General features: G+C 69.9%; 25 protein-coding genes and 1 tRNA gene. 9 read left to right on the top strand and 17 right to left on the bottom strand.

Features of this window, described 5'->3' with window-relative positions; all coding sequences use genetic code 11:
* Positions 1-102: 102 nt before the first annotated feature.
* Both MTES_RS16045 and MTES_RS16040 read left to right on the top strand, forming a co-directional pair.
* Complete coding sequence (locus MTES_RS16045; RefSeq protein WP_013586333.1) at positions 103-369, top strand: hypothetical protein; 267 nt, start codon at positions 103-105, stop codon at positions 367-369.
* Positions 370-434: 65 nt separating this feature from the next.
* Positions 435-1,517, top strand: coding sequence for a GNAT family N-acetyltransferase (locus tag MTES_RS16040; RefSeq protein WP_013586332.1), 1,083 nt, complete (start codon positions 435-437; stop codon positions 1,515-1,517).
* 15 nt (positions 1,518-1,532) lie between these two features.
* Here MTES_RS16040 and mutM read toward each other — a convergent pair whose 3' ends face one another.
* From mutM to MTES_RS16010, 6 genes are all read right to left on the bottom strand, one after another.
* A complete protein-coding gene (gene mutM / locus MTES_RS16035) occupies positions 1,533-2,423 on the bottom strand; it encodes a bifunctional DNA-formamidopyrimidine glycosylase/DNA-(apurinic or apyrimidinic site) lyase (protein ID WP_013586331.1) in 891 nt (296 codons plus the stop codon).
* Positions 2,416-3,108, bottom strand: coding sequence for a ribonuclease III (gene rnc, locus MTES_RS16030; protein ID WP_013586330.1), 693 nt, complete (start codon positions 3,106-3,108; stop codon positions 2,416-2,418). The genes mutM and rnc overlap by 8 nt, the downstream gene beginning before the upstream one ends.
* A 10-nt stretch (positions 3,109-3,118) precedes the next feature.
* Positions 3,119-3,328: a 50S ribosomal protein L32 gene (gene rpmF, locus MTES_RS16025; protein WP_013586329.1), complete on the bottom strand. Its 210-nt coding sequence runs from the start codon at positions 3,326-3,328 to the stop codon at positions 3,119-3,121.
* Positions 3,329-3,330: 2 nt separating this feature from the next.
* Entirely contained in the window at positions 3,331-3,825 is a 495-nt protein-coding gene (locus MTES_RS16020; RefSeq protein ID WP_013586328.1) for a YceD family protein, read from the bottom strand.
* 126 nt (positions 3,826-3,951) lie between these two features.
* Positions 3,952-4,449 (bottom strand): pantetheine-phosphate adenylyltransferase, encoded by a 498-nt coding sequence (gene coaD, locus MTES_RS16015; protein ID WP_013586326.1) that lies wholly within the window; start codon positions 4,447-4,449, stop codon positions 3,952-3,954.
* A gap of 27 nt (positions 4,450-4,476) precedes the next feature.
* The gene (locus MTES_RS16010; protein WP_013586325.1) at positions 4,477-6,666 is read right to left on the bottom strand and encodes an ATP-dependent DNA helicase RecG; all 2,190 of its coding nucleotides are present in this window, start codon (positions 6,664-6,666) and stop codon (positions 4,477-4,479) included.
* 74 nt (positions 6,667-6,740) lie between these two features.
* Between MTES_RS16010 and MTES_RS16005 the strand changes: the two genes are divergently transcribed.
* Positions 6,741-7,304, top strand: a complete 564-nt coding sequence (locus tag MTES_RS16005; protein WP_013586324.1) for an RsmD family RNA methyltransferase — start codon at positions 6,741-6,743, stop codon at positions 7,302-7,304.
* A 12-nt stretch (positions 7,305-7,316) separates the two neighbouring features.
* Here MTES_RS16005 and thiL read toward each other — a convergent pair whose 3' ends face one another.
* Positions 7,317-8,321: a thiamine-phosphate kinase gene (gene thiL, locus MTES_RS16000; protein ID WP_013586323.1), complete on the bottom strand. Its 1,005-nt coding sequence runs from the start codon at positions 8,319-8,321 to the stop codon at positions 7,317-7,319.
* 25 nt (positions 8,322-8,346) lie between these two features.
* On the opposite strand from thiL, the gene MTES_RS15995 reads away from it, so the two are divergent.
* Positions 8,347-8,862, top strand: coding sequence for a DUF3515 family protein (locus MTES_RS15995; RefSeq protein ID WP_013586322.1), 516 nt, complete (start codon positions 8,347-8,349; stop codon positions 8,860-8,862).
* A gap of 168 nt (positions 8,863-9,030) precedes the next feature.
* Here the strand turns inward: MTES_RS15995 and MTES_RS15990 are convergent, their stop codons facing one another.
* From MTES_RS15990 to leuC, 6 genes are all read right to left on the bottom strand, one after another.
* Positions 9,031-10,116 (bottom strand): D-alanine--D-alanine ligase family protein, encoded by a 1,086-nt coding sequence (locus tag MTES_RS15990; RefSeq protein WP_013586321.1) that lies wholly within the window; start codon positions 10,114-10,116, stop codon positions 9,031-9,033.
* The gene (locus MTES_RS15985; protein WP_013586320.1) at positions 10,016-11,158 is read right to left on the bottom strand and encodes an NAD(P)H-dependent glycerol-3-phosphate dehydrogenase; all 1,143 of its coding nucleotides are present in this window, start codon (positions 11,156-11,158) and stop codon (positions 10,016-10,018) included. Before MTES_RS15985 ends, MTES_RS15990 begins: the two co-directional genes overlap by 101 nt.
* Positions 11,148-11,885 carry a lysophospholipid acyltransferase family protein gene (locus tag MTES_RS15980; RefSeq protein ID WP_013586319.1) on the bottom strand — a complete coding sequence of 246 codons (738 nt, stop codon included), beginning with the start codon at positions 11,883-11,885 and terminating at the stop codon, positions 11,148-11,150. The genes MTES_RS15985 and MTES_RS15980 overlap by 11 nt, the downstream gene beginning before the upstream one ends.
* A gap of 5 nt (positions 11,886-11,890) precedes the next feature.
* Positions 11,891-13,264, bottom strand: a complete 1,374-nt coding sequence (gene murA / locus MTES_RS15975) for a UDP-N-acetylglucosamine 1-carboxyvinyltransferase (protein WP_013586318.1) — start codon at positions 13,262-13,264, stop codon at positions 11,891-11,893.
* A gap of 63 nt (positions 13,265-13,327) precedes the next feature.
* Positions 13,328-13,924, bottom strand: a complete 597-nt coding sequence (leuD, locus tag MTES_RS15970; protein ID WP_013586317.1) for a 3-isopropylmalate dehydratase small subunit — start codon at positions 13,922-13,924, stop codon at positions 13,328-13,330.
* Between the two features lies 1 nt (position 13,925).
* Positions 13,926-15,401 (bottom strand): 3-isopropylmalate dehydratase large subunit, encoded by a 1,476-nt coding sequence (gene leuC / locus MTES_RS15965; RefSeq protein ID WP_013586316.1) that lies wholly within the window; start codon positions 15,399-15,401, stop codon positions 13,926-13,928.
* 261 nt (positions 15,402-15,662) lie between these two features.
* Here leuC and MTES_RS15960 point away from each other — a divergent pair, with 261 nt between their 5' ends.
* Positions 15,663-16,973, top strand: a complete 1,311-nt coding sequence (locus tag MTES_RS15960; RefSeq protein ID WP_013586315.1) for an O-acetylhomoserine aminocarboxypropyltransferase/cysteine synthase family protein — start codon at positions 15,663-15,665, stop codon at positions 16,971-16,973.
* Positions 16,970-18,283, top strand: a complete 1,314-nt coding sequence (locus MTES_RS15955; protein ID WP_013586314.1) for an LLM class flavin-dependent oxidoreductase — start codon at positions 16,970-16,972, stop codon at positions 18,281-18,283. The genes MTES_RS15960 and MTES_RS15955 overlap by 4 nt, the downstream gene beginning before the upstream one ends.
* 146 nt (positions 18,284-18,429) lie before the next feature.
* On the opposite strand, the gene MTES_RS15950 is transcribed toward MTES_RS15955, so the two are convergent.
* Entirely contained in the window at positions 18,430-19,491 is a 1,062-nt protein-coding gene (locus MTES_RS15950) for a TerC family protein (protein ID WP_013586313.1), read from the bottom strand.
* Between the two features lie 97 nt (positions 19,492-19,588).
* Positions 19,589-19,789 (bottom strand): CDP-diglyceride synthetase, encoded by a 201-nt coding sequence (locus MTES_RS15945; RefSeq protein ID WP_148272900.1) that lies wholly within the window; start codon positions 19,787-19,789, stop codon positions 19,589-19,591.
* Positions 19,790-20,230: 441 nt separating this feature from the next.
* Here MTES_RS15945 and MTES_RS15940 point away from each other — a divergent pair, with 441 nt between their 5' ends.
* Positions 20,231-20,785, top strand: a complete 555-nt coding sequence (locus MTES_RS15940) for an RNA polymerase sigma factor (protein ID WP_013586310.1) — start codon at positions 20,231-20,233, stop codon at positions 20,783-20,785.
* Positions 20,782-21,837, top strand: coding sequence for a DUF4349 domain-containing protein (locus tag MTES_RS15935; protein WP_013586309.1), 1,056 nt, complete (start codon positions 20,782-20,784; stop codon positions 21,835-21,837). The genes MTES_RS15940 and MTES_RS15935 overlap by 4 nt, the downstream gene beginning before the upstream one ends.
* A gap of 141 nt (positions 21,838-21,978) precedes the next feature.
* Here MTES_RS15935 and MTES_RS15930 read toward each other — a convergent pair.
* Positions 21,979-22,054: transfer RNA gene (locus MTES_RS15930), tRNA-Glu, on the bottom strand.
* Between the two features lie 210 nt (positions 22,055-22,264).
* On the opposite strand from MTES_RS15930, the gene MTES_RS15925 reads away from it, so the two are divergent.
* The gene (locus MTES_RS15925; protein ID WP_013586308.1) at positions 22,265-22,903 is read left to right on the top strand and encodes an MBL fold metallo-hydrolase; all 639 of its coding nucleotides are present in this window, start codon (positions 22,265-22,267) and stop codon (positions 22,901-22,903) included.
* A 180-nt stretch (positions 22,904-23,083) separates the two neighbouring features.
* Here the strand turns inward: MTES_RS15925 and MTES_RS15920 are convergent, their stop codons facing one another.
* Entirely contained in the window at positions 23,084-23,353 is a 270-nt protein-coding gene (locus MTES_RS15920; RefSeq protein ID WP_013586307.1) for an HPr family phosphocarrier protein, read from the bottom strand.
* Positions 23,354-23,360 lie beyond the last annotated feature (7 nt).

The raw sequence follows: 23,360 nt of genomic DNA, 5'->3' as shown, positions 1-23,360 counted from the left end.
GTGCCGCATCTTCCGGATGCCGTGCACTCAGGATCGTTCGATCCCTCCGCGAGCACCGCTCGCCGCTTCCTCTCCCGCTCTTCCCTTCATCGGAGCCTCCGCATGAGCACCCTGCCCACGCGCGCGCCGCAGCACACCGCGGCCACGCCCACCGTTTCCCTTCCCCTGATCACCGACCGTCCGGTCGGCTTCGTCGACCGTCTCACCCTTCGCCTCGGCCTGTGGTTGCTGACGCGACACGCGGCGCGCGTGCACGTCATCGAGCTGCGCACGGCCAGCGCCCATCGGGCGCACGTGCAGTCGGCCGAGCGGAGCCGGCGCGAACGCGACTGGTACCGCACGGCGTCCCTGATGCGCCCGACCGCCTGATCCGGTGTGCGCCGTCCTTCGGGGCGGCGCACACCCCGACCCCTCCCACCCCAGAAAGACATCTCATGACCTCGCTTCCCGCCGGCGTCGAGTTCCGACGCCTGCACATCCCCGCCTCGATCGACAGCGATGACGCCGCCGACTTCCGCGAGATGACGCGCGTGCGCAACCTCGTCTACGCCGAGATCTCCGGACACGACGATCACGCCATGCCCGCGGACGAACTGCTCCCGAACTTCCAGCCCGACCCCGCCCAGCTGCGGTTCTCGTGGCTCGTGGTGCTCGACGGCGAGGCCGTCGGACGCGTCGGCCTCGACCTCCCGCAGGAGGAGGGGGCACGATCGGGCTTCTGGCTCATCGAGCTGCTTCGCTCCGTCTGGGGCCGCGGAATCGGACGAGCCGCCTACGCCCTCGTCGAGCAGACCGCGCGCGAGCACGGCCGAACCGTGCTGCAATCCTGGGCCGAGCACCCCGCCGCCGACGGCCCGCACCTCGAGGCGCCCACCGGGTTCGGGTCGGTGCCGCACGATCACATCGCGCGGTTCTTCCTGGCATCCGGTCACACTCTCGAGCAGGTGGAGCGCAACAGTGCGCTCGACCTCACCACCGCCGAACCTCGCCTTCGCGAGCTCCTCGCGGTGGCCGAAGCAGCGTCCGTCGGGTACCGCGTCGTGCAGTGGACCTTGCCGACCCCCGACGAGTTCGTCGACGGCCTGGCGCTCATGAAGGCACGCATGGTCACCGACGCCCCGGCGGCGGGACTGGAGTTCGACGAGGAGAAGTGGGATGCCGAGCGTGTCCGCCGCTACGAGCGAACCTACCTCGATGCCGGGCGCCTACTCCTGGTGACGGCGGCTCAGCACATCGACAGCGGCGAGCTGGTCGCGTTCAACGAGCTCGCGATCGGCAAGGACCGCACGGCTGCGACGTCTCAGCACGACACGCTCGTCGTCGACTCGCACCGCGGCCACCGCCTCGGGCTGCTCGTGAAGTGCGCGGGGCTTCTCGCCTGGCGCGACATCGCGCCGGACTCCCCGCGGGTCCTCACCTACAACGCGGAGGAGAACCGACCCATGCTCTCGATCAACGAGGCGATCGGCTTCGTCCCGGTGGCGTACGAGGGGGCGTGGAAGAAAGTGCTGTCCTGACCGCCGGGCGCACTGTCAGCGGAGGCGCTGACAGTGCGGGCAGAAGTGGCTCGATCGGTTCATGAACGACACCCGGACGATCGGCCGGCCGCAGCGAGGGCACGGCTGGCCGGTCCGCCCGTAGGCGTTGAGCGAGTGCGCGAAGTACCCGGCCTGGCCGTTGACGTTCACGTACTGCGCGTCGAAGCTGGTCCCGCCCTCGGCCAGCGCCTTGTCGAGCACCTCCCGGACCTCGCCCAGCAGACGATTCACCGCGCGGGTCGGCAGAGAGGATGCCACGGCCTCGGGGTGAATGCGCGCCGCCCACAGCGACTCATCGGCGTAGATGTTGCCGATGCCGCTCGCCACGGTCTGATCGAGCAGGACGCGCTTGATGCCGGACGCTGTTCGACCGACGCGTGACCGGAAGCGCGAGACGTCGAAGGCGGGGTCGAGCGGATCGCGGGCGATGTGCGCGACCTGGGTCGGAACGCGCGGCAGGCTCGATCCGCGTCCGGCCGCGGCGCCGTCAGGGGTGTCGACGAGTCGGTCGACCGCGAGGGAACCGAAGGTCCGCTGGTCGGCGAAGACCACCGAGAGCGGGCCGTGTACCGGATGCTCGAGCTCGATGCGGATGCGCTCGTGGCGCTCCTCCGGCGCTCCCGGAACGCGGAGGAGCATCTGCCCGCTCATCCCGAGATGCGTCACGATCGCTTCGTCGGCGGAGACCGGCATCCAGAGGAACTTTCCGCGACGAACAGCGGCATCGATCCGCCGACCGGTCAGTTCGGCCTCGAAGTGGGCTGCTCCCCCGGTATGACGTGTGAGGGCGCGCTCGTCGCGGACGTCCACCGAGGTGATCAGCGCGCCGGTCACCGCGGGTTCGAGGCCCGCGCGGACGACCTCGACCTCGGGAAGCTCAGGCACGCGCGTCGAGTTCGCGCCAGGCCGTCAGCGCCGCAGCCATCTCGGCCTGCTTCTTGCTCGACCCGGTTCCGGTGGTGACCACGTCGCCGACGCGCACGGTCGCGGTGAAGCGACGGTCGTGATCGGGGCCGGCGGCTTCGACGGAGTAGGTCGGAGCGGGCACCGACAGCCGCGCCGCGATCTCCTGCAGGCTCGTCTTCGGGTCCATCGCCGCACCGTAACGCGCGGGATCGGCCATCAGGGGTTCGACCAGACGCAGCACCATCGCCGTGGCGGCATCCGGTCCGGCGGACAGGTACGTCGCGCCGATGATCGCCTCCATGGTGTCGGCGAGGATCGAGTCCTTGTCATGGCCGCCGGTGAGGATCTCCCCCCGCCCGAGACGCACGTGCTGACCGAGACCGATGCCGCGAGCGACTTCGGCGAGAGCGATCGTCGAGACCACGCCGGCGCGGCGCTTCGCGAGCTGGCCCTCGTCGAGATCGGGATGCCGCGTGAAGAGGCGGACGGTGACGGCCTGCCCGAGCACCGAGTCGCCGAGGAACTCGAGGCGCTCGTTGTGCGGGATGCCGCCGTTCTCGTAGGCGAACGAGCGATGCGTCAGAGCGAGCGAAAGAAGCTCGGGGTCGATGTCGACCCCGAGCTTCTCGGTGAGCGCGGAGCGCTCGACGTTGTTACGCGTCACGAATCGCCGATCAGACGTCGGCGACCTTGCGGCCCTTGTACTCGAGGAAGAGCTCGGTGCCCTGCGAGTCGGTGACGACCTTCGCCTGGTGGGGACGGCTGTAGACGACCTTGCCGTTCTCGATGGTCTTGACCAGCGCGGGGGCTTCGGCCTTCCACTGCGCGCGGCGCGAGCGGGTGTTCGAGCGGGAGACCTTCCGCTTCGGGGGGTTACCTGCCATGACTAGCTCTTCTCTGTCTTGGGGGCGGCGCGGAGCGCATCGCCGTCGTCTGGGGTGTACTGCTGGAGCGCAGCCCATCGAGGATCAACGGACGTCTGCTCCGTGTCGCCGGGGCTTTCCGTCAGCCTCTCGCCCGTGTTCGGGTCGAGCCCGGGGCAGTCCGGCTGACACACCGGCTGGAACGGAAGCGACAGGACAATCGTGTCCCGGACCAGATTTTCAAGATCCACGTGGTCGTCTTGAACGTCGAAGTCGCTCGCTTCATCCCCAGGATACGCGAAAAGTTCCTGGAACTCGACTTCGACAGGCTCCTCGATGTCGATCAGGCATCGTCCGCACACGCCGGTGGCGGTGGTGTCGACCGTGCCCGAGACGAGAATCCCCTCGTGCACCGACTCGAGGCGCACCTCGAGATCGAGCAGCTCGGCCTCGGCGACCGAGACGAGACCCTCGCCCCATTTCTCGGGAGCGGGAAGCTCGAGGCTGTGCTCGCGCATCTCACCGGGCTTGCGTTCGATGTCGCGCACGGGGAGCTGGAAGGGGCCGGGTCGTCGGGTTCTCACGGTCGTCCATGCTACCCGGGCGCTCCGGGATGAGGGCCGGGCGCGCGGGCGCTGCGCCGGTCAGAGACCTCGCGCGCCGGTGTCGAGGAAGCGGGCGACCGCGGGCGGCACGTACGGCGAGACGTCGCCGCCGAGACCCGCGACCTGGCGGACGAGAGAACTCGAGACCAGCGCGTGCGAGGGGTCCGGGAGGAGGAACACGGTCTCGACGTGCGCGAGATCGCGGTTCACGATCGCCATCGGCGTCTCGTAGGCGACATCGACCTGCGAGCGGATGCCTTTGACCAGAACCTTCGCGCCCACCTCGGTGGCGTAGTCGACGAGCAGCCCCATGCTCCAGGCCGCGACGACCACGTCTCCCTCGACGCCCGCCTCGGCGATCGACTGCTCGAGCAGCGACTGCCGCTGGGCGATCGGCAGCATCGCCTCTTTGCCGGGGTTGTGGACCACGAGCACGTGCAGCTGGTCGAAGAGACCGGCCGCACGCCGGATCACGTCGAGGTGCCCGAGCGTGGGCGGGTCGAACGAGCCGGGAACAACGGCGATCCGGGGGTCCATGCCGCCAGCCTACCGACCGGGTGCCGCTCAGGACTTCGCGAGCGCCGCGCGTTCTTCGACGCCGAGACGACGCTCGAGGGCGGCCGCCAGCCCCGGATGCCGTTGCAGGGCGGGATCGTCGGCGAGCAACCGCTCCCCCTCGGCGCGTGCCTCGGTGATGAGGTCGGCGTCGGTGACGACGCGAAGGAGCCGGAGCGACGATCGCACGCCGGACTGCGCGCCGCCGAGCACATCCCCCTCACCGCGCAGCTCGAGATCCACCTCGGCCAGGGCGAAGCCATCGAGGGTCGCCGCCACCGCGTCGACACGGGCCCGCGACGACGTGCCGGGGGCCGCCTCGGTGACGAGCAGGCACAGTCCGGGTAGTCCGCCGCGACCGACGCGTCCGCGCAACTGGTGGAGCTGGGAGACGCCGAAACGGTCGGCTTCCAGAATCACCATCGTGGAGGCGTTCGGCACGTCGACACCGACCTCGATGACCGTGGTCGCGACCAGCACATCGATGTCGCCGCGCGCGAAGGCCTGCATGACGGCATCCTTCTCGTCCGACGGCATCTTGCCGTGCAGGATCTCGACGCGGATGCCGGTGAACGCCGGCAGTCGCGAGAGCAGGGCCTCGACCTGGACCACTCCCCACCGGGTACGTTGGCCGTCGCTCGCTGCGGCAGACGCGGGCCCTTCCGGTGCATCGGCCGGTTCGTCGGTCTTGTCGTCGGCCGCGAGCTGATCCGCGTCGATGGCGGCGCAGACGACGAAGGCCTGGCGCCCCTGCGCGACCTCTTCGGCCACGCGGTCCCACACCCGGGCGAACCAGCTCGGCTTCTCGGCGAGGGGCGCGACGAAGGACTGGATGCCGGCGCGCCCGGCCGGCATGGTGCGGATCGTCGAGACGTCGAGGTCGCCGAAGACCGTCATGGCCACCGTGCGCGGGATGGGTGTCGCCGTGAGCACGATGGTGTGCGGGGAATCGCCCTTGGCGCGCAGCGCCTCACGCTGGTCGACGCCGAAGCGGTGCTGCTCGTCGACGACGACGAACCCGAGGTCGGCGAAGGTCGTGGTCGAGCTGAGGAGCGCGTGCGTGCCGACGACGATGCGCGCCTGACCGGATGCCACGCGCAGAGCGGCCTTGCGTCGCTCGGCAGCGGGAAGCTGCCCGGTCAGCAGCGTCGGCATGAGTTCGGGGGCGAGCTCGGGGCCGAGCATGCGGGCGATCGAACGCAGGTGCTGCGCGGCGAGCACCTCGGTCGGGGCGATCAGCGCGGACTGGCCGCCGGTCTCGGCCACCTGCAGCATGGCACGGAGGGCCACGAGGGTCTTCCCCGAACCGACCTCGCCCTGGACGAGACGGTTCATGGGCCAGTCGCCGACCATGTCGGCCTGGATCTGCGCGCCCACGCTCTGCTGATCGGGGGTGAGTTCGAACGGCAGAATGCGGTCGAATCGCTCGAGAAGACCGCCGGGCGCGGCGGGCCGCTTCGTCGCCGAGAGGGCTCGTACGAACTGGCGCTGCTGGAGGAGCGCCGTCTGAAGGACGAAAGCCTCCTGCATGCGCAGGGTCGCCACGGCGGGAGGGATGTCGTCGTCGTCCTCGGGGCGGTGGATCTGCTCGAGCGCGGTGCGGGCCGGAAGGAGGCCCCGCCGGGCGCGGAGATCGTCGGGAAGGGGATCGTCGATGTCGCCGAGCGCGTCGAGGACGAGCGAGATGGTCTTCTGCACGAGCGGGCTCGGCACGGTCGCGGTGGCCGGATAGATCGGGATCGGACGCTTCGCGCTGACCTCGGCCTCGGCGCGGGCCTCGGCGAGATCGTCGAACAGCTCGTAGTCGGGGTTCGTCAGCTGCGTCTGGCGCCGGTACTCGCCGACCTTGCCCGAGAAGATGCCCCGGCGACCGGGGGTCAGATCTTTCAGCCGCCACGGCTGGTTGAAGAACGTGAGTGAGAGCCGACCGTCGCCGTCACTGATGACGACCTCGAGCAGGGAGCCCCGACGATTCTGCATCCGCCGCTCGCTCGCACTCACGACCTCGGCGACGATCGTGACCGGTTCACCCAGCGGGAGCGTCGAGATCGGCGTCAGCTCGCCACGCCGTGCGTACCGCCGCGGGTAGTGCTCGAGCAGCTCACCCACCGTCTTCATGCCGAAAGCGCGGTCGAACGCCGCTGCCGTCTTGCCGCCGATCGCGCCGTCGAGACGGGAGGCGAGCGACAGTCCGGACATGCCTCGAGTCTAGGGACGACCACCGACATCGACGCGGCCCCGGGCTCGCGTCCGCGGAACCCTAGGCTGGGAGGGTGACGCGCATCATCTCCGGCCGCGCGGGCGGCACCGTGCTCGAGGTCCCCCCGAAGGGCACGCGCCCGACGAGCGACCGCGTGCGCGAGTCGCTGTTCGGCGCTCTCGAGTCCGCCGACCTGCTCGACGGAGCGCGCGTCGCCGACCTCTACGCCGGTTCGGGCGCGCTCGGGCTCGAGAGCCTGAGCCGAGGAGCGGTTTCCGCCGACCTCGTGGAGCTGTCCGCCCCGGCATCCGCCGTCATCCGCAAGAATGCGGACCGTGTGCGGACGGCGGGCGTCCACGCGCCCGCGCGGGTGCACCGGGCCAACGTCACGACCTACCTTCTGGCATCCGGGTCCGAGTGGGACCTCGTCTTCATCGACCCGCCGTACGACGTCGGCGAGGACGAGCTCACCCGTGTGCTGGTCGCGCTCGCTCCGCGCCTGAGCCCGGATGCCGCGGTCATCGTCGAGCGCGCGAAGCGCTCACCGGCACCGGACTGGGCCGCCGCAGGTCTCGAACCCGATCGGGAGCGTGCCTACGGGGACACGACCCTGTGGTGGGGACGGCCACCCGCCTGACGCGGCAGAGGGTCAGCCGCGACCGGCGTCCCAGTCGCGGTAGGGGTCCCAGCCGACCCGGCCGGTCCACGGCCGTCCGTCGACGGTGATCGGTTCGTCACCGCGCGCTTCGACGGTTCCGATCCGGCGGCCGAGCGGGTCGGCATCCGGCGGAAAGGTGACGAGGAAACCGTGATCCTCTCCCCCGCCCAGGGCGAGCGCGGGGTCATCGCCCAGGGACGCCGAATCGAGCGAGATCGTCACGTCGGAGGCATCCGCCATCCGTGTGGCGTCGAGCGCGAGGCCGTCGGAGATGTCCATCATCGCCGTAGCTCCCGCGCCGGCCGCGCGCAGCGCCTCCGCGATCGGAGGCCGCGGCGCGAGCTGCCGAGACAGCGCGCGGGCATCGGCGGCGCTAAGGGCCGCGCGGTCCTCGGCCGTGAGCGCGACGGGGGCACCGTCGGCATCCGTGAACCGACGGAAGAGCAGGTCGATGCCGCGCGCGGCCGGGCCGAGCTCTCCGATGACGTAGACGCCGTCGCCGACCCGCGCGCCCGATCGACGGACGGGAGCACGGCCGTCGAGCGAGCCGAGCGCGGTGACGGCGATGATGAGGGTGTCCGAGACGGTCAGGTCGCCGCCCTCGACCGCGCAGTCCGGGGCCAGCTCGGCGCAGGCGTCGGCCAGTCCGTCGGCGAAACCCCGCACGAACGAGATCGGGGTCGCGTCGGGCATCGCCAGCGCCACCAACAGCGCGATGGGCCGAGCGCCCATCGCCGCGACATCCGCGAGGTTCACCGCGGCCGCTTTGAAGCCGAGGTCGTGCGCGGACGACCACGCGAGACGAAAGTCCGGGCCGTGCACGAGGGTGTCGGTGGTCGCGACCACACGCCCGTCCGGAACCGCGAGCACCGCCGCGTCGTCGCCCGGTCCGACCGGCGCTGCGGAGGGCGGAAGGCGATCCAGGATGCCGCGGAGGATCTGCCCCTCGGAGAGCTCTCCCACGGTGATCTCACGGCTGGTCTCGGCATCGGTCACTCCCCCACGCTATTAGCCTGGAGGGGTGCCCCGCTCTTCTCGGACCCTCGCGCTGCTCGCCGCCCTCACGCTCCTGCCGGGGCTCGCGGCCTGCAGCGCGACCGTCGCGATGCAGCCGGCGAAGCTCGCGAACGACCCCGCGTGCGCCAACGTCGAGGCACGGCTGCCGAAGACCATCTCGGGGCAGGAGCGCCGCTGGACCGACGCGCAGTCGACCGCGGCCTGGGGCAATCCGGCATCCATTCTCATGACCTGCGGTCTCGAGGCCCCGGGCCCGACGACGCTGCCGTGTCGCACGTCGGACGGGGTGGACTGGATCGTCGACGAGTCCCGCGCGGCCGAGAACAAGTACACGCTCACCACCTACGGGCGCGAGCCCGCCGTGCAGGTCTTCCTGGATCAGGGCGTGGCCAGCAGCGGCGATGTGGCCCAGGCGCTCGGTCCCCTCATTCGCGACAACCTCGCCGCGACCGGCGCGAAATGCACATCGCTGTCGGACGCGACGCCGGCTCCCGAGCCGTCGCCCTCAGCGACCCCGTAGCGGTGTCGGGTCCGCACGCCTCCTCATCGCGCGCAGCCCCGTGCCCGAGCGAGACCAGAGCGGCGCTGCGGGAGCGGGCCTCCCGGTGCGGAGGAGATCCCGAGGCGGGAGGACGAGACCTGGCCGGACCGTCCTCCGGAGCCGGAATCCCCTCCCGTGGGAGAGCGCTCAGGCCTTCTCGAGCGCCGCGTCGAGCAGGTCGCTGATCAGGTCGGGGTAGCTCAGGCCCGACGCGATCCAGCACGTCGGGAACATCGAGATCGGCGTGAACCCGGGCATCGTGTTGACCTCGTTCACGAAGAACTCGGTGCCGGTGGAGAAGAAGTCCACCCGGGCCAGCCCCTGACCGCCGATCGCCTCGAAGGCCTGCGTGGCGATGCGTTGCATCTCGGCCAGTTCGCCGTCGCCAAGCTCTGCGGGGCACACGAGGTCGACGCCCGGAGCGTCGAGATACTTCGCCTCGAAGTCGTAGAACTCGCGGCCCGTCACGACGATCTCGCCCGCGACGGACACGCGCACCGGTCCCCCGTCGCGTCCGGGCAGGACCCCGCACTCGAGCTCACGCCCGACGATCGCCTTCTCCACGAGCACCAGACCGTCCTCGGCGAAAGCGGTGTCGAGGGCGGCATCGAGGTCTTCCCAGCGCGACACCTTCGTGACGCCGACGCTCGAGCCGGCCTCGTTCGGCTTGACGAACACCGGCAGGTCGAGGGCGCGGATGCGCCGCTCCCACAGCGACCGGTCGCGGGCGAGGTCGGCGCGGCTCACCGCGACCCACGGCACGACGGGGACGTTCGCGGCGCGGAGCACCTGCTTGGTCACGTGCTTGTTCATGCCGATCGCCGACATGAGCACGCCGCCGCCGGCATACGGGATGCCGAGGAGCTCGAGCAGTCCCTGCACCGTGCCGTCCTCGCCGAAGCGGCCGTGCAGGATCGGCAGGACGACATCGACGTCGCCGAGGGACCACGTGCCCTCGGCATCCGTCACCGTCCACTCGCGCGTGAGCGTCGAGTCGGGAAGTCGCACGCGCGTGCCGTTGTCGACGACCTGCGGCAGCGCCTCGGGGATGAGAGCGAACTTGTCGGGGTCGTCGTCCTCGAGGACGAAGGCGCCGTCGCGGGTGATCCCGACCGGAATCACCCGGAAGCGGTCACGATCGATCGCGCGCAGCACCCCGCCCGCCGTGGCGGAACTGATCGAATGCTCGCTGGAGCGCCCGCCGAAGAGCACCACCACCACCGGTTTGGTCATTCTGCGTCCTCTCGCCCTGCGGCTGGTCGTCGTCGGTCGTCAGGTGGGGCGCGATGTCGCGCGGGTCCATCGTGCCGTCGAGCACCATCTTCACCTGCTGCACGATGGGCATGTCGACACCGACCTGCTTCGCGAGCTGGAGCACGGGAGCGACGGATGCCAGCCCCTCCGCGGTCTGCTGCATCTGGGCGACCACTTCTTTGTAGCCGTAGCCCTGGCCGAGCAGTCGCCCGGCGGTGTTGTTGCGGCTCAGCGGTGACTGGCACGTCGCGATGAGGTCGCCGAGACCCGCGAGTCCCTGCAGCGTCTCGGGCTGCGCGCCCTGCGCGACGGCGAAGTCCGTCATCTCGACGAGACCGCGCGTGATGATCGACGCCTTCGTGTTCTCGCCGTAGCCGACCCCGTCGACGATGCCGATGGCGACGGCGATGAGGTTCTTCAGCACGCCGCCGAACTCGGTGCCGACGACGTCGGTGTTCACGAACGAGCGGAAGTACCGGTTGCGCGCGCGGCGGGCCACGGCTTCGGCCGTCTCGGGGCTCAGCGAGCTGATGACCGCAGCCGTCGGCTGCTCGCGCGCGATCTCGAGAGCGAGGTTCGGACCGGATGCCACCGCGATGCGGGCCGGGTCGCACTCCAGCACCTGCTCGATGACCTGGCTCATGCGCAACCCGGTCGACTTCTCGACGCCCTTCATGAGCGAGACGATCGGGACGTCGGTGTGCGCGACGAGCGGCTTGATCGCGGCGAGGTTCTCGCGCAGCGACTGGCTCGGCACGGAGAGGTAGATCTGCTCGGCACCGCGGATCGCCTCGGCCAGATCGGTGGTCGCCGTCATGGTGCGCGGCAGATTGATGCCCGAGAGATAGCGGCTGTTGCGCTTGGACTCGGTGATCTCGGCCGCCAGCTCGGGCCGGCGAGCCCACATGACGACCGACGCCCCGCCGTCGGCGAGGATCTTCCCGAAGGTCGTGCCCCAGCTCCCGGCGCCGATGACGGCGACCTTGGGACCAGCGGCCTGCGCGAGGTTCTTACGGCTCAAGGCGGCCCGTCTCGTTCTGCCCGTGCTGCGACGGGTTCCAGCGCTCGGCCGGAGCGGGAACACCCCGGATGCCGGAGAGCATCTCCGAGATGCGCCCCATCAGCGCGTCCGTCGCGCGCGTCAGCACCGCGGGCGAGGTGGATCCGGCGTACTCGGACAGGTCCATCGCGGGGCCGAACTCCACGATCACGTGTGAGCGCCGCGGGAACTTGAGCTTGCCGTAGCGCGGCAGGATCTGCTGCACTCCCCACTGCGCCATGGGGATGAGCGGAAGATCACCGGCGAGGGCGAGCCGGACGGCGCCGGTCTTGCCGCGCATCGGCCACAGATCGGGGTCGCGCGTGAGCGTGCCCTCGGCGTAGACGATGACACCGCGCCCGTCCTTCGCGATCTGCTGGGCGGCCTTCATCGACTGATTGGCGCTGGTGGAGGACCGCGGCACGGGGACCATTCCGGTCGCCCGGAGCGCCGCCCCCAGCACGGGGACCTTGAAGAGGCTCTCCTTCGCCATGAACCGCGGGGCACGCCCGAGACGCCAGACGGCCACCGCGACCGTCACGGGGTCGAACTCCGAGTTGTGGTTCGGAGCGAGGACGTACGCCCCCTCGCGCGGAAGGTTCTCCGCACCGCGGATCTCGATCCGGGCGAAGAGTCCCGTGACGGGGACGATGATCGCCGCGAGCGGCCAGAAGGCGCTCGGGCGGCTCTTCTCGGGGTTCGAGGCCACCGGCGTCAGCCCACGACCGAGAAATCGGCGTCGAGAGCGGTGAGCTTCTCGAGGAACTTCTCGTACCCGCGGCGGATGATGCCGATGTTGCGCACCGTCGACTCGCCCTCGGCCGCCAGGGCGGCAATCACGTAGCTGTAACCGCCGCGGAGGTCGGGGACCTCGACGTCGGCTCCGTGCAGCGGCGTCGGACCGTTGATGACGGCGGCCTGTTCGAGGTCGCGACGCGGGACACGGCGGTCGGGGCTCGCGATGCCCTTCGGGTGCACGACGATGTCCGCGCCCATCTTGTTCAGCGCGGCCGTGAAGCCGAGGCGGTTCTCGTACACGGTCTCGTGGACCGTCGAGGTCCCCGGAGCCTGCGTGAGCGCCACGATCAGCGGCTGCTGCCAATCCGTCATGAAGCCGGGGTGCACGTCGGTCTCGACCATGACGGGCTTGAGCGCCTCGCCCCGACGGAACAGGATGCCGTCCTCGCGGACGTCGAACCAGCCGCCGGCCTTGCGGAAGACGTTGAGGAAGGTCAGCATGTCCTGCTGACGCGCGCCCTTGGCGAAGATCTCACCGTCGGTCGCGAGAGCGGCGCAGGCCCACGACGCGGCCTCGTTGCGGTCGAAGATCGCGCGGTGGTCGTAGCCGTCGAGCTTGTCGACGCCCTCGATGAAGATGACGCGGTTGGGCTCGTAGGAGATGATCGCGCCCATCTTCTGCAGCACCGCGATCAGGTCCATGATCTCGGGCTCGATCGCGGCGTTGCGCAGCTCGGTGACGCCCTTTGCGCGGACGGCCGTGAGCAGCACCTGCTCGGTCGCGCCGACGCTCGGGTACGGGAGCGTGATGTTCGCCCCGTGCAGGCCGTTGGGCGCCGTGATGCGGATGCCCTCGTAGCTCTTGTCGACGACCGCACCGAAGGCGCGGAGCGCGTCCATGTGGAAGTTGATCGGACGGTCGCCGATGCGGCATCCGCCGAGGTCGGGGATCAGCGCTTCACCGAGCAGGTGCAGCAGCGGGCCGCAGAAGAGGATCGGGATGCGCGAAGCGCCCGCGTGCGCGTCGATCTCCTCGAAGTGCGCGGCGACCGCGCCGGAGGGGTCGAGGTGGAGGGTTCCCTCCTCCTCGCCCTCGGTGACGGTGACGCCGTGCACCTCGAGGAGCGAACGGACGACCTTGACGTCGCTGATCATCGGGACGTCGCGCAGGGTGCTGGTGCTGTCGCCCAGAAGGGCCGCCACCATCGCCTTGGTGACGAGGTTCTTCGCTCCCTTGACCTCGACGGTGCCGCGCAAGGGGCGACCGCCGCGGATGGTGAGGGTCTCTGCCGCCTCCCAGTCCGGCTGGCCGGGGTTCTGGTCTCCGGTATCGGTGACGAGTGTGCTCATAGGGGGGTGGACCTCACTTCGTGGACGAGGGGCGGCGAATCGACCCGATCGGGTCGATCGGGCTCAGCGGACCGGAAGGGTCCGCGGCCGCCATGCCTCGCGGCGCGCCTCGAACTGCGTGATCTTGTCTTCGTCACGCAGCGTGAGCCCGATGTCGTCGAGCCCTTCGAGAAGCCGCCACCTAGTGTAATCGTCGATCTCGAACGAGACCTGGAGGTCGCCGACCGTGGCGGTCTTCGCCTGCAGATCGACCGTCATCTCGATGCCGGGGTTCGCCTCGATGACGGCCCAGATCCGCTCGACCTCGTCTTCGGTGATCACCCCGGTGACCAGGCCCTGCTTGCCCGCGTTACCGCGGAAGATGTCGGCGAACTTCGGGCTCAGCACGACCTGGAAGCCGTAGTCGCGCAACGCCCAGACGGCGTGTTCGCGGCTCGAGCCGGTGCCGAAGTCGGGGCCCGCGACGAGGACGGATGCCGACCGGTAGGCGTCCTGGTTCAGGATGAACTCCGGATCCTGACGCCAGTTGGCGAACAGGGCGTCGTCGAACCCGGTCTTCGTGACCCGCTTGAGGAAGACGGCGGGGATGATTTGGTCGGTGTCGACCGCTGAGCGCTTCAGCGGGGCGGCGACACCGGTGTGCGTGGTGATCTTCTCCATGTCAGGCCTCCGCCCCGGTCGAAACGGTCTCCGCGGGCGCGGTCGCGCCGGGCAGGGGGTCGAGGTCGGCGGGGCTCGACAGCGTGCCGCGCACGGCGGTGGCCGCAGCCACCAGCGGCGACACGAGGTGCGTCCGCCCGCCCTTGCCCTGGCGACCCTCGAAGTTGCGGTTCGACGTCGAGGCGCAGCGCTCCCCCGGCGCCAGTTGATCGGGGTTCATCCCGAGGCACATCGAGCAGCCGGCGAAGCGCCATTCGGCGCCGAAGTCGGTGAAGACCTTGTCGAGGCCCTCGGCCTCGGCCTCGAGACGCACGCGCGCCGAACCCGGCACGACCATCACGCGGACGTTGTCGGCCTTGGTGCGGCCCTCGATGACCGAGGCGAACGCACGCAGGTCTTCGATGCGGCTGTTGGTGCAGGAGCCCATGAAGACGGCATCCACGGGGATGTCCTTCATCGGGGTGCCCGCCGTGAGGTCCATGTACTCCAGCGCCCGCTCGGCGGCGGCGCGCTCATTGGGGTCGGCGATGTCGGCGGGGGTGGGCACGACGTCCGACAGCGAAACACCCTGGCCGGGGTTCGTGCCCCAGGTCACGAAGGGCTCCAGCTCGGCGGCATCCAGGAACACCTCGGCGTCGTAGACGGCACCCTCGTCGCTCGGCAGCGTGCGCCAGTAGGCGACCGCGTCGTCCCAGTCCTGCCCCTGCGGCGCGTGGGGCTTGTCCTTCACGTACGCGAACGTCGTCTCATCGGGCGCGATCATGCCGGCGCGAGCGCCGGCCTCGATCGACATGTTGCACATCGTCATTCGCCCCTCCATCGAGAGGGAGCGGATCGCGCTGCCGCGGAACTCCAGGACGTAGCCCTGGCCGCCGTTCGCGCCGATCTTGGCGATGATCGCGAGGATGATGTCCTTCGCCGTCACGCCGGGCTTCAGTTCGCCCTCGACCGTGATCGCCATGGTCTTGAAGGGCTTGAGCGGCAGCGTCTGCGTTGCGAGCACGTGCTCGACCTCGCTCGTGCCGATGCCGAACGCCATGGCGCCGAACGCGCCGTGCGTCGAGGTGTGCGAGTCGCCGCAGACGACGGTGATGCCCGGCATCGTGAGTCCGAGCTGCGGACCCACGACGTGGACGATCCCCTGTTCTTTGTCGCCCAGCGAGTGAATGCGCACGCCGAACTCCTCGGCGTTGCGGCGCAGCGTGTCGATCTGCGTGCGACTGGTGAGGTCGGCGATCGGCTTGTCGATGTCGAGGGTCGGAGTGTTGTGGTCCTCGGTCGCGATCGTGAGGTCGAGGCGGCGCACGGGGCGCCCCTCGGCGCGCAGACCGTCGAAGGCCTGGGGGCTGGTGACCTCGTGCACGAGGTGCAGGTCGATGTAGATGAGGTCGGGCTGACCGTCTTCGCCCTTGACGACGAGATGGTCGTCCCAGACCTTCTCAGCCAGGGTGCGAGGGTTCTCGGGAATCGTGCTCATGGTTTGCGTTTCTCCTCGGGAGGGGTGTGAGGCCCGCGACGAACTCCGCGACGAGAAAGGCCTAGAACAAGGTCTCGTCGCGGCCGCTAAGGAGGAGGCCGACGATCCGCACCTCGTCACGATACCACCGGGCTCCGTCCCTCTCTCCGCGCGGCCCGCCGTCCCCGACCCCGCGCGGGACGTAACACGACGCCGCACATTTGGGCATTGCCCGAGCCCTCGTGCGAGCCTGTCGAGACGCCGCAGGAAGGAGCGTGCCGCATGGCCGCGAACGCAGAGCCCGGATTCTCGACCCGACAGGTCCACGTCGGAGCCTCGACGGTGCCCGCCTCGCCGCGGGCCCTGCCGATCTACCTCACGGCCGGCTTCACGTTCACCGACCTCGACGAGTCCGCCGACCACTTCGGCACCGGCGCGGGCTTCGGCTACACGCGCACGGGAAACCCCACGGTGCAGGCCGTCGAGGACCGCCTGGCCTCGCTCGAGGGCGGCGACCAGGCCGTGCTCGTGTCGAGCGGGCAGGCCGCGGTCACCGTCGCCCTCCTGGCGCTCGCGGGCGCGGGCGATCACGTCGTCGTCTCCGAGCACATCTACGAGGGCACGCGCGGCCTGCTCCTCGACAACCTCGCGCGTCTCGGTATCGAGACCACCTTCGTCGACACGTCCGACCTCGACGCCTGGCGGGATGCCGTCACCCCCCGCACCAAGGCGCTGTTCGCCGAGACGCTGTCCAACGCCCGCAACGACGTCCTCGACATCGCCGCCGTGTCCGCGATCGGCCGGGAGCGCGGCATCCCCCTCGTCGTGGACAGCACCTTCACGACGCCGTACCTCCTTCGTCCCATCGAGCACGGCGCGGCGATCGTGGTGCACTCGGCGAGCAAGTTCCTCGCCGGCCAGGGTGCGGTGCTCGGCGGGGTCATCGTCGACGACGGACGCTTCGACGCCGCGGCATCCGGTCATCTCTTCCCGCACCTGGTGCACACCGACCGCCTGGGTGGCGCGAGCTACGCCGAGAAGCACGGCGCCCGCGCGCGCGGCGCGTACATCCGCGAAAGCGTCGCCCCGCGGTTCGGCCCCGCGCCGTCGCCGCTGAACGCGTTCCTGATCGGTCAGGGCATCGAGACGCTGAGCCTGCGCGTCGAGCGGCAGTCGCAGAACGCGCTCGCGGTCGCCCGGTGGCTCGAGGGCCGGCCCGAGGTGGAGCGTGTCGACCACGTCGGGCTCACCTCGCACCCGCATCACGACCTCGGCGCACACTATCTCACCCGCGGCACCGGCTCGGTCTTCACCGTGACGCTCCGCGGCGGACTCGAGGCGGCCCGCCACCTCGTTCAGTCGGTGAAGCTCATCACGCACATGACCCACCTCGGCGACGTCCGCTCGCTCGTGCTGCACCCGCAGAGCACCTCGCACTCGGCCCGCACCGTCGAAGAACGCGAGCGCGCGGGCGTCTTCCCCGGCACCGTCCGCCTGTCGATCGGGATCGAGGACATCGACGACATCCTGGCCGACCTCGAGCAGGCGCTCGTGGGAGTGCCCGTGGCCGAGCGCGAGACGGTCGTCCTGTGAGCCGGCTGCAGCACTTCGGGTGGTTCCTCGCCCGCGGATTCGGTCCGCACGGCTGGGGACACCCGTACCTGCGGTGGAACCACCGCTGGACGGAGCCGGGGCTCTACCAGGACTCCGCGCGCACGCTCGAGCAGGCCGGCTTCGACCTGCTCATCATCGAAGACGCCCCCTCGCTCGGCAGCGCAGAGACCATCGACCTGCGCGTGCGTCACGCCTTCGGCGGGCCCAAGCACGACCCGCTGCTGCTCGCACCGTACCTCTTCGCCGCCACCCGTCACCTGGGCGTCGTGCCGACCGTGAACCCCGCCGCGTACCTGCCGTACACCGCGGCCCGGCAGTTCGCGACGCTGCAGCACCTGAGCGGACACCGGCTCGGACTCAACGTCGTCACCGATACCGGCAGCGCCCGCCACTTCTCCACGGCCCCGCAGCTCGGACACGACGCGGCGTACGACCGAGCTGAAGAGTGGCTCGACGGCATCCGTCAGCTCTGGCGGAGCTGGGGAGAGGGAGCGCTCGTCGTCGACGAGGAATCCGGCGTGTACGCCGACGGGACGAGACTGGATGCCACCCGCCACCGCGGCGAGTACTTCGGCTTCGACGGCCCGCTCAACGCGATCCCGTTCACCGACGGCGAGCCGGCGATCGTCTCGCCGGGCGGCTCGGGGCGCGGACTCTCGTTCGCGGGCCACAACTCCGACGTGCAGCTCGCCCTCGCCCCGCTCGACGAGGCGAGCATCCGCGCCTACCGCGGGCGCATCCACGCCGCGGCAGAGGCGGCGGGTCGTGCGATTGACGCCATCAAGATCCTCTTCGCGATCCAGCCCGTCCTGGTGTCGTCACCGGAGGAGGCGGATCGTCTCGTCGCGGCATCCGCCGATCCCTCGGAGGACGCGCTGATCGCGATCGCGCGCAAGCAATCCAGTGACCTCGAGACCGATCTGACGGGGCTCGATCTCGACCGGCCCCTCGACCGGTCGATCTTCGGCGAGCACGTGTCGGAGGGCAGCATCAAGAGGCTCGTCGGAAAGCACGACGCCCACACTCCGCTTCGCACGCTGCTGGCCGCGCACGCCCGCCTGGGGCGGCTCAACGACGGTACCGGATTCGTGGGCACGGCCGACGAGTTCGCCGACCGCATCGAGGAGCTCAGCACGTGGGGCAACGACGGCGTGCTCCTGTGGGGCGACCTGCATCCGGTCACCGTCCACCGCGTGCTCGATGACCTCGTGCCGATCCTGCGGCGCCGTGGCATCCTGCGCGAGGAGTACGTCGACGGCGGCCTGCGGGCGAACCTGCGGGCATTCTAGGTTCCCGGATGCCGCGGGCTGAGCCCGCAACGAGGTGACTGCCCGCAACGATGGCTGAGCCCGTCGAAGCCACCGTCGCCCGCGCGCGCTCCCGGACCCTTCGACGAGCTCAGGGTCCTCCTGGCTGCGGAGCTCCGGGAGCGGCGTCAGTCGCTCTCGGGGCGCTCCACCGTCGTGGGCGTGCCCCTCTCGTCGGCGACATCCGTCGCGGCATCCTGAGGTCCGTCGGACACGGGGTGACGACGCGCGGCGATCAGGCTGGCGATCGTGGCCACCGCCATCGACAGGACGATCACGGCGAGGGACGTCCAGGTCGAGATCTCGGGCGCCCATTCGATCGGCTCCCCGCCGTTGAGGAACGGCAGCTCGTTGACGTGCATCGCGTGCAGGACGAGCTTCACACCGATGAACGCGAGGATGAACGCGATCCCGTAGTGCAGGTACTTCAAGCGGTCGAGCAGGTCGCCGAGGAGGAAGTACAGCTGGCGGAGGCCCATGAGCGCGAACAGGTTCGCGGTGAAGACGATGAACGGGCTCTGCGTGATGCCGAAGATGGCGGGGATCGAGTCGATCGCGAACAGCAGGTCGGTCACGCCGATCGCGACGAACACGATGATCATCGGCGTGAACAGCTTCTTGCCGTTCACGCGCGTGATAACCCTTTTGCCGTCGTACGAGTCGCTCATCGGCAGCACGCGGCGCAGCGTCCGCACGATGAGATTCTCCTTCTGCGCGTCGTCATCGTCGTCGCCCGGGAAGGCCTGCCGGATCGCCGTGTAGACGAGGAACAGACCGAACAGGTAGAAGATCGGGCTGAAGTTCTCGATGATCGTGGCACCGACGAGGATGAACGCGCCGCGCAGCACGAGCGCGATGATGATGCCCACCATCAGCACCTCCTGCTGATAGCGCCGCGGCACCGCGAACTGTCCCATGATCAGCACGAAGACGAAGAGGTTGTCGATCGACAGGCTGTACTCCGTCAGCCAGCCGGCGACGAACTGTCCCGCGACCTCTCCCCCGGCCACGATCCACAGCACCCCGGCGAAGATGAGCGCGAGCGTGACGTAGAAGACGACCCAGAGGGTCGATTCCTTGGCCGCGGGGATGTGCGGCCGCTTGAGGATGATCAGCAGATCGGCGACCAGGATCAGGACGAGCGCGACGAGCGTGACCGTCTGGAAGAGCGGGTCGATCTGCAGCTCCATGACGAGCCTCTCGTTCGGGGGAAACGCTCGAGTCTATCCAGCGGTACCACGGACCCATCGCTCGCGCGGTCTCTTCCATCGCGGTGGAGCCGTAGGCCTAGCGGCTGTCCGCACGCTCCCGCGACAGGATGAGTGCGCCGATCACGAGAGCTGCGGCGACGAGCGCCGAGCCCACCAGGGCAGCGGCGAGAATCGCCTCGCGGAGCCGCACGCCCTCGCACAACGACGTGTCGACGACCGGGCCCGCGCACGCGTCGGCGGGGGCGGCGCTGACGAAGATCACGAGTCCTGCGACCACCCCGACCACACACAGTGCGAGCGCAACACTCCCGACCCTCAGACGCAAGAGAACCGCCCGTTCGGCTTATAGGCGACGAGCCAGCCGCTCACCTTCGTTTCCGTGTGCATAGAGCCACCTCCGGCCGTTGGCACGCCCCACCTGCGCACGGTCTTCACCCGAAAAAACTGCTTCATGATGGCCGCCTCCGCGCAATCGTCATCTTCACAAGCGAATGTATAGGTGCCACCCTCGGTCACGACGGTGTCGGAGGGTGAATTACCAGTCCCTCCGGATGACATCCCGTTGAGGGCTTCTCAGGCCTCCTCTCGCATCCACGCCAGCCGGGCCCGATGCCCCACACCCTGTTACGGAACGGCGAGGTGAGACGATCAGGCGGGCGCGGACACCTCTGAGTGAGAGAGTGCTCCCGGGACTCACCCGGGGGGCGGAACGGATGCCATGAGCCACGACGTGATCGACGACAGGGCCCTCGTGGCGCGCGCCGCCGGCGGGTCGGAGGTCGCCTACCGCGAGCTGTACCGGGCGTACGTGCGACCGGTGTACTGGATCGCGTTCGGACTGATGGGCGACGCGACCGACGCGGAGGACGTCGTGCAGGACACGTTCGTCGTCGCCTGGCGGAAGATCCCGTCGCTGAGACTCGAGGGCACCTCGCTGCTCCCGTGGCTTGCGACGGTCTGCCGCCTGCAGGCACAGAACCGGCTGCGGGCGCGCCGTCGCCACGGTTCGCACGCCGGCCTCGACGAAGACATCGCCTCGACCGTCGACGTCGAAGCCCAGGTCGTGCAGGCGGAGACCGTGGCCGCGATCCTCGCGGTCGTCGATCGCCTCGGAGACCTGGACCGCGAGATCTTCCGTCTGTGCGCGGCCGAGGGCTACGGCTACCAGGCAGCCGCCGAGCATCTCGGCGTCTCGCACGGCACCGTGCGCAATCGCCTCTCCCGCATCCGCACCCGGGTGCGCGCCACCGCGATGGAGACGGAGACCCCATGACCACGCCCACGCTCCCCCCACTCGACGACAGCCAGGTCGACGCGATGGAGACCCGGATCTTCGCGCGCATCCACGACTCCGCGCACGCCGATCGCCGACGCAGGCGCGCACGGATCGGCGGATGGACCGCCGCGGCCGCCGGCGTCGTCCTCATCGCGGCCATCGTCGGTCCGGCCGTCCTGAACGGCGGCGATCGTGCCCTCTTCGAGCAGTCCGCTTCCGGCGGCGGCAGCGTCACCGAGCAGAACGCGGGCTCCGCGGACAGCGCTCCCCTCGCCCCGTCCGTCGATGGCGCGCGGGGCGAGGCGGCCCCCGGCGCGAGCGACACCACCACGCGCGAGATCATCGCGAACGGCTCCGCGACCATCGAGGCGAACGACGTCGCTGCCGCTGTCACACAGATTTCGGATGCCGCGACCTCGGTCGGCGGCTACGTCGAGTCCTCGCAGGTCGGGGGCTCGTCCGGAGTCGTCCCCCTCGAGGGAGACACCGTGAGGGAGAGCGCGAACGGCGACCCGTCGACGGCATGGGTCACGGTCCGCATCCCCGCCGACAAGCTTTCGAGCGTGATGGACAGGCTCTCCGCCGTCGGAACGGTGACAGCCTCGAGCGTCTCGAGGAGCGATGTCACCGACCAGGCGGTGGACCTCCGGGCGCGTGTCACCGCGGGCGAGGCATCCGTCGCCCGGCTGACCGAACTGATGTCGCAGGCGGCGTCGGTGTCGGACCTCATCACGGCGGAGTCGGCGCTGGCACAACGGCAAGCGCAGCTCGACGCCGACCGGCAGCAGTTGACGCTGCTGGAGACGCAGGTGTCGATGTCGTCGTTGTCGGTGCAGGTCGTCCCCGCGACGGCGACCGTATCCGCCGACCCCGCGGGGTTCGGCGACGGGCTGCTCGCCGGCTGGAACGGCCTCGTCGCCGCCCTCAACGGCGTCGTGATCGGGCTGGGGTTCCTGCTGCCCTGGATCGCGGTCGCGGCCATCGTCGGCGCGGTGGTGTGGGCGGTGCGGCGGGTGCTGCGCCGACGGCGCGCGGCGCGCGAGGGCTGACCTCCGCGGCGGCCGTCCGCCGGCATCGGCCCGAGAACGGTCGGGCGGTGGGGCCGAACCCGCGCGTACGGCTCCTCGTCCTGCCGAGTTCGCCGATACGGAAAAGAGCTCCGACCTGACGGTCGAAGCTCTTTTCCGTGTTGGTGACCCCAGCGGGATTCGAACCCGCGTTACCGCCGTGAGAGGGCGGCGTACTAGGCCGCTATACGATGGGGCCGCGTCGCAACCGTTCAAGTATGCACCACAAAAACACGCACGCAAAATCGGGGCGGGACCGCCGCAGATCTCGGGCGTGTCCGGCCACCGTAGCGCCATCCCGCAGCGGACGGAAGAGCGCGGTGAGTATCCCCCGACGGGCATATCTACTCCCCCATAGTCCCGTGCGCCACCGGTTGCCGCGCCCCGGAGCGAGGAGTTGACTTGCTCCATGCGAGTAACCAAGCACGAACACGCCGCCCTCGTCCTCGTCGAGTCGGGACATTCGCTGGTCATCGACCCGGGAACCTTCACCTCGCCGCTCGACGACGTGGATAACCTCGCGGGCATCGTCCTGACCCACGAGCACCCCGATCACTGGACGCCCGACCACCTCACCCGCCTCCTCACGGCGCACCCGGGTACGCCGATCTACGGACCCGAGGGCGTCCGACAGGCTGCGGCGGGCTTCGACGTCACCACCGTCCACCCGGGCGACAGGCTCGACCTCGGCCCGTTCCACCTGGAGTTCTTCGGCGGAGAGCACGCCGTCATCCACGAGTCGATCCCGGTCATCGACAACGTCGGCGTCCTGGTGAACGACCAGCTGTACTACCCGGGCGACTCGTACGCGCTCCCCAAGCACAGGAAGGTCGCATTGCTGGCGGCACCGGTGGGCGCGCCCTGGTTGAAGATCGGCGACGCGATCGACTTCGTCCTCGACGTCAAGCCGGAGCGCGTCTTCGCGACCCACGACATGACCCTCTCGGCCGCCGGTAAGCAGATGGGCGACGCGCGACTGACGTGGGCGGTCGAGCAGAACGGCGGGTCGTTCGTCGACCTGAAGCCCGGCGACTCCGTCGACGTGTGACGGTCGCCTGCGGGCCGGACTCCTGAGTTTCGGCTGCGGCGGTCATCCGCCGCAGCGTGCCCGCCCGGGAACCGCGCGTTGCTCAGGAGTTCGGCCCGGGGCGACCACGATCCCGCACGCGAAACACCGGATGCCACGACCCCTAGGGCCGTGGCATCCGGTGTTCTGCGGTGAAGCTGCTTACTGCGCGTCGAGGTCGGTCTCGAGGAGCGCGACGAGCTCGTCGAGCGCCTGCTCGGCCCCCTCGCCCTCGGCCTTGAGGGTCACGACCGTGCCGTGACCGGCGCCGAGGCCCATGAGCGACAGGATGCTGCCGGCGTTGAGGTCCGGACCGCCTTCGGCGGCGATCGTGACGGGGATCTTCTTCTCCTGCACGGCCTGCACGAAGAGCTTGGCGGGACGAGCGTGGAGGCCCGAGGCGCTCGCGATGGTGGCCTGACGTTCTGCCATGGTGAAT

It is taken from the genome of Microbacterium testaceum StLB037 (assembly GCF_000202635.1).
Classification (GTDB): Bacteria; Actinomycetota; Actinomycetes; order Actinomycetales; family Microbacteriaceae; genus Microbacterium; species Microbacterium testaceum_F.
Note: the sequence above shows the minus strand (reverse complement) of the source record. Positions and strands in the feature narration are given on the sequence as shown.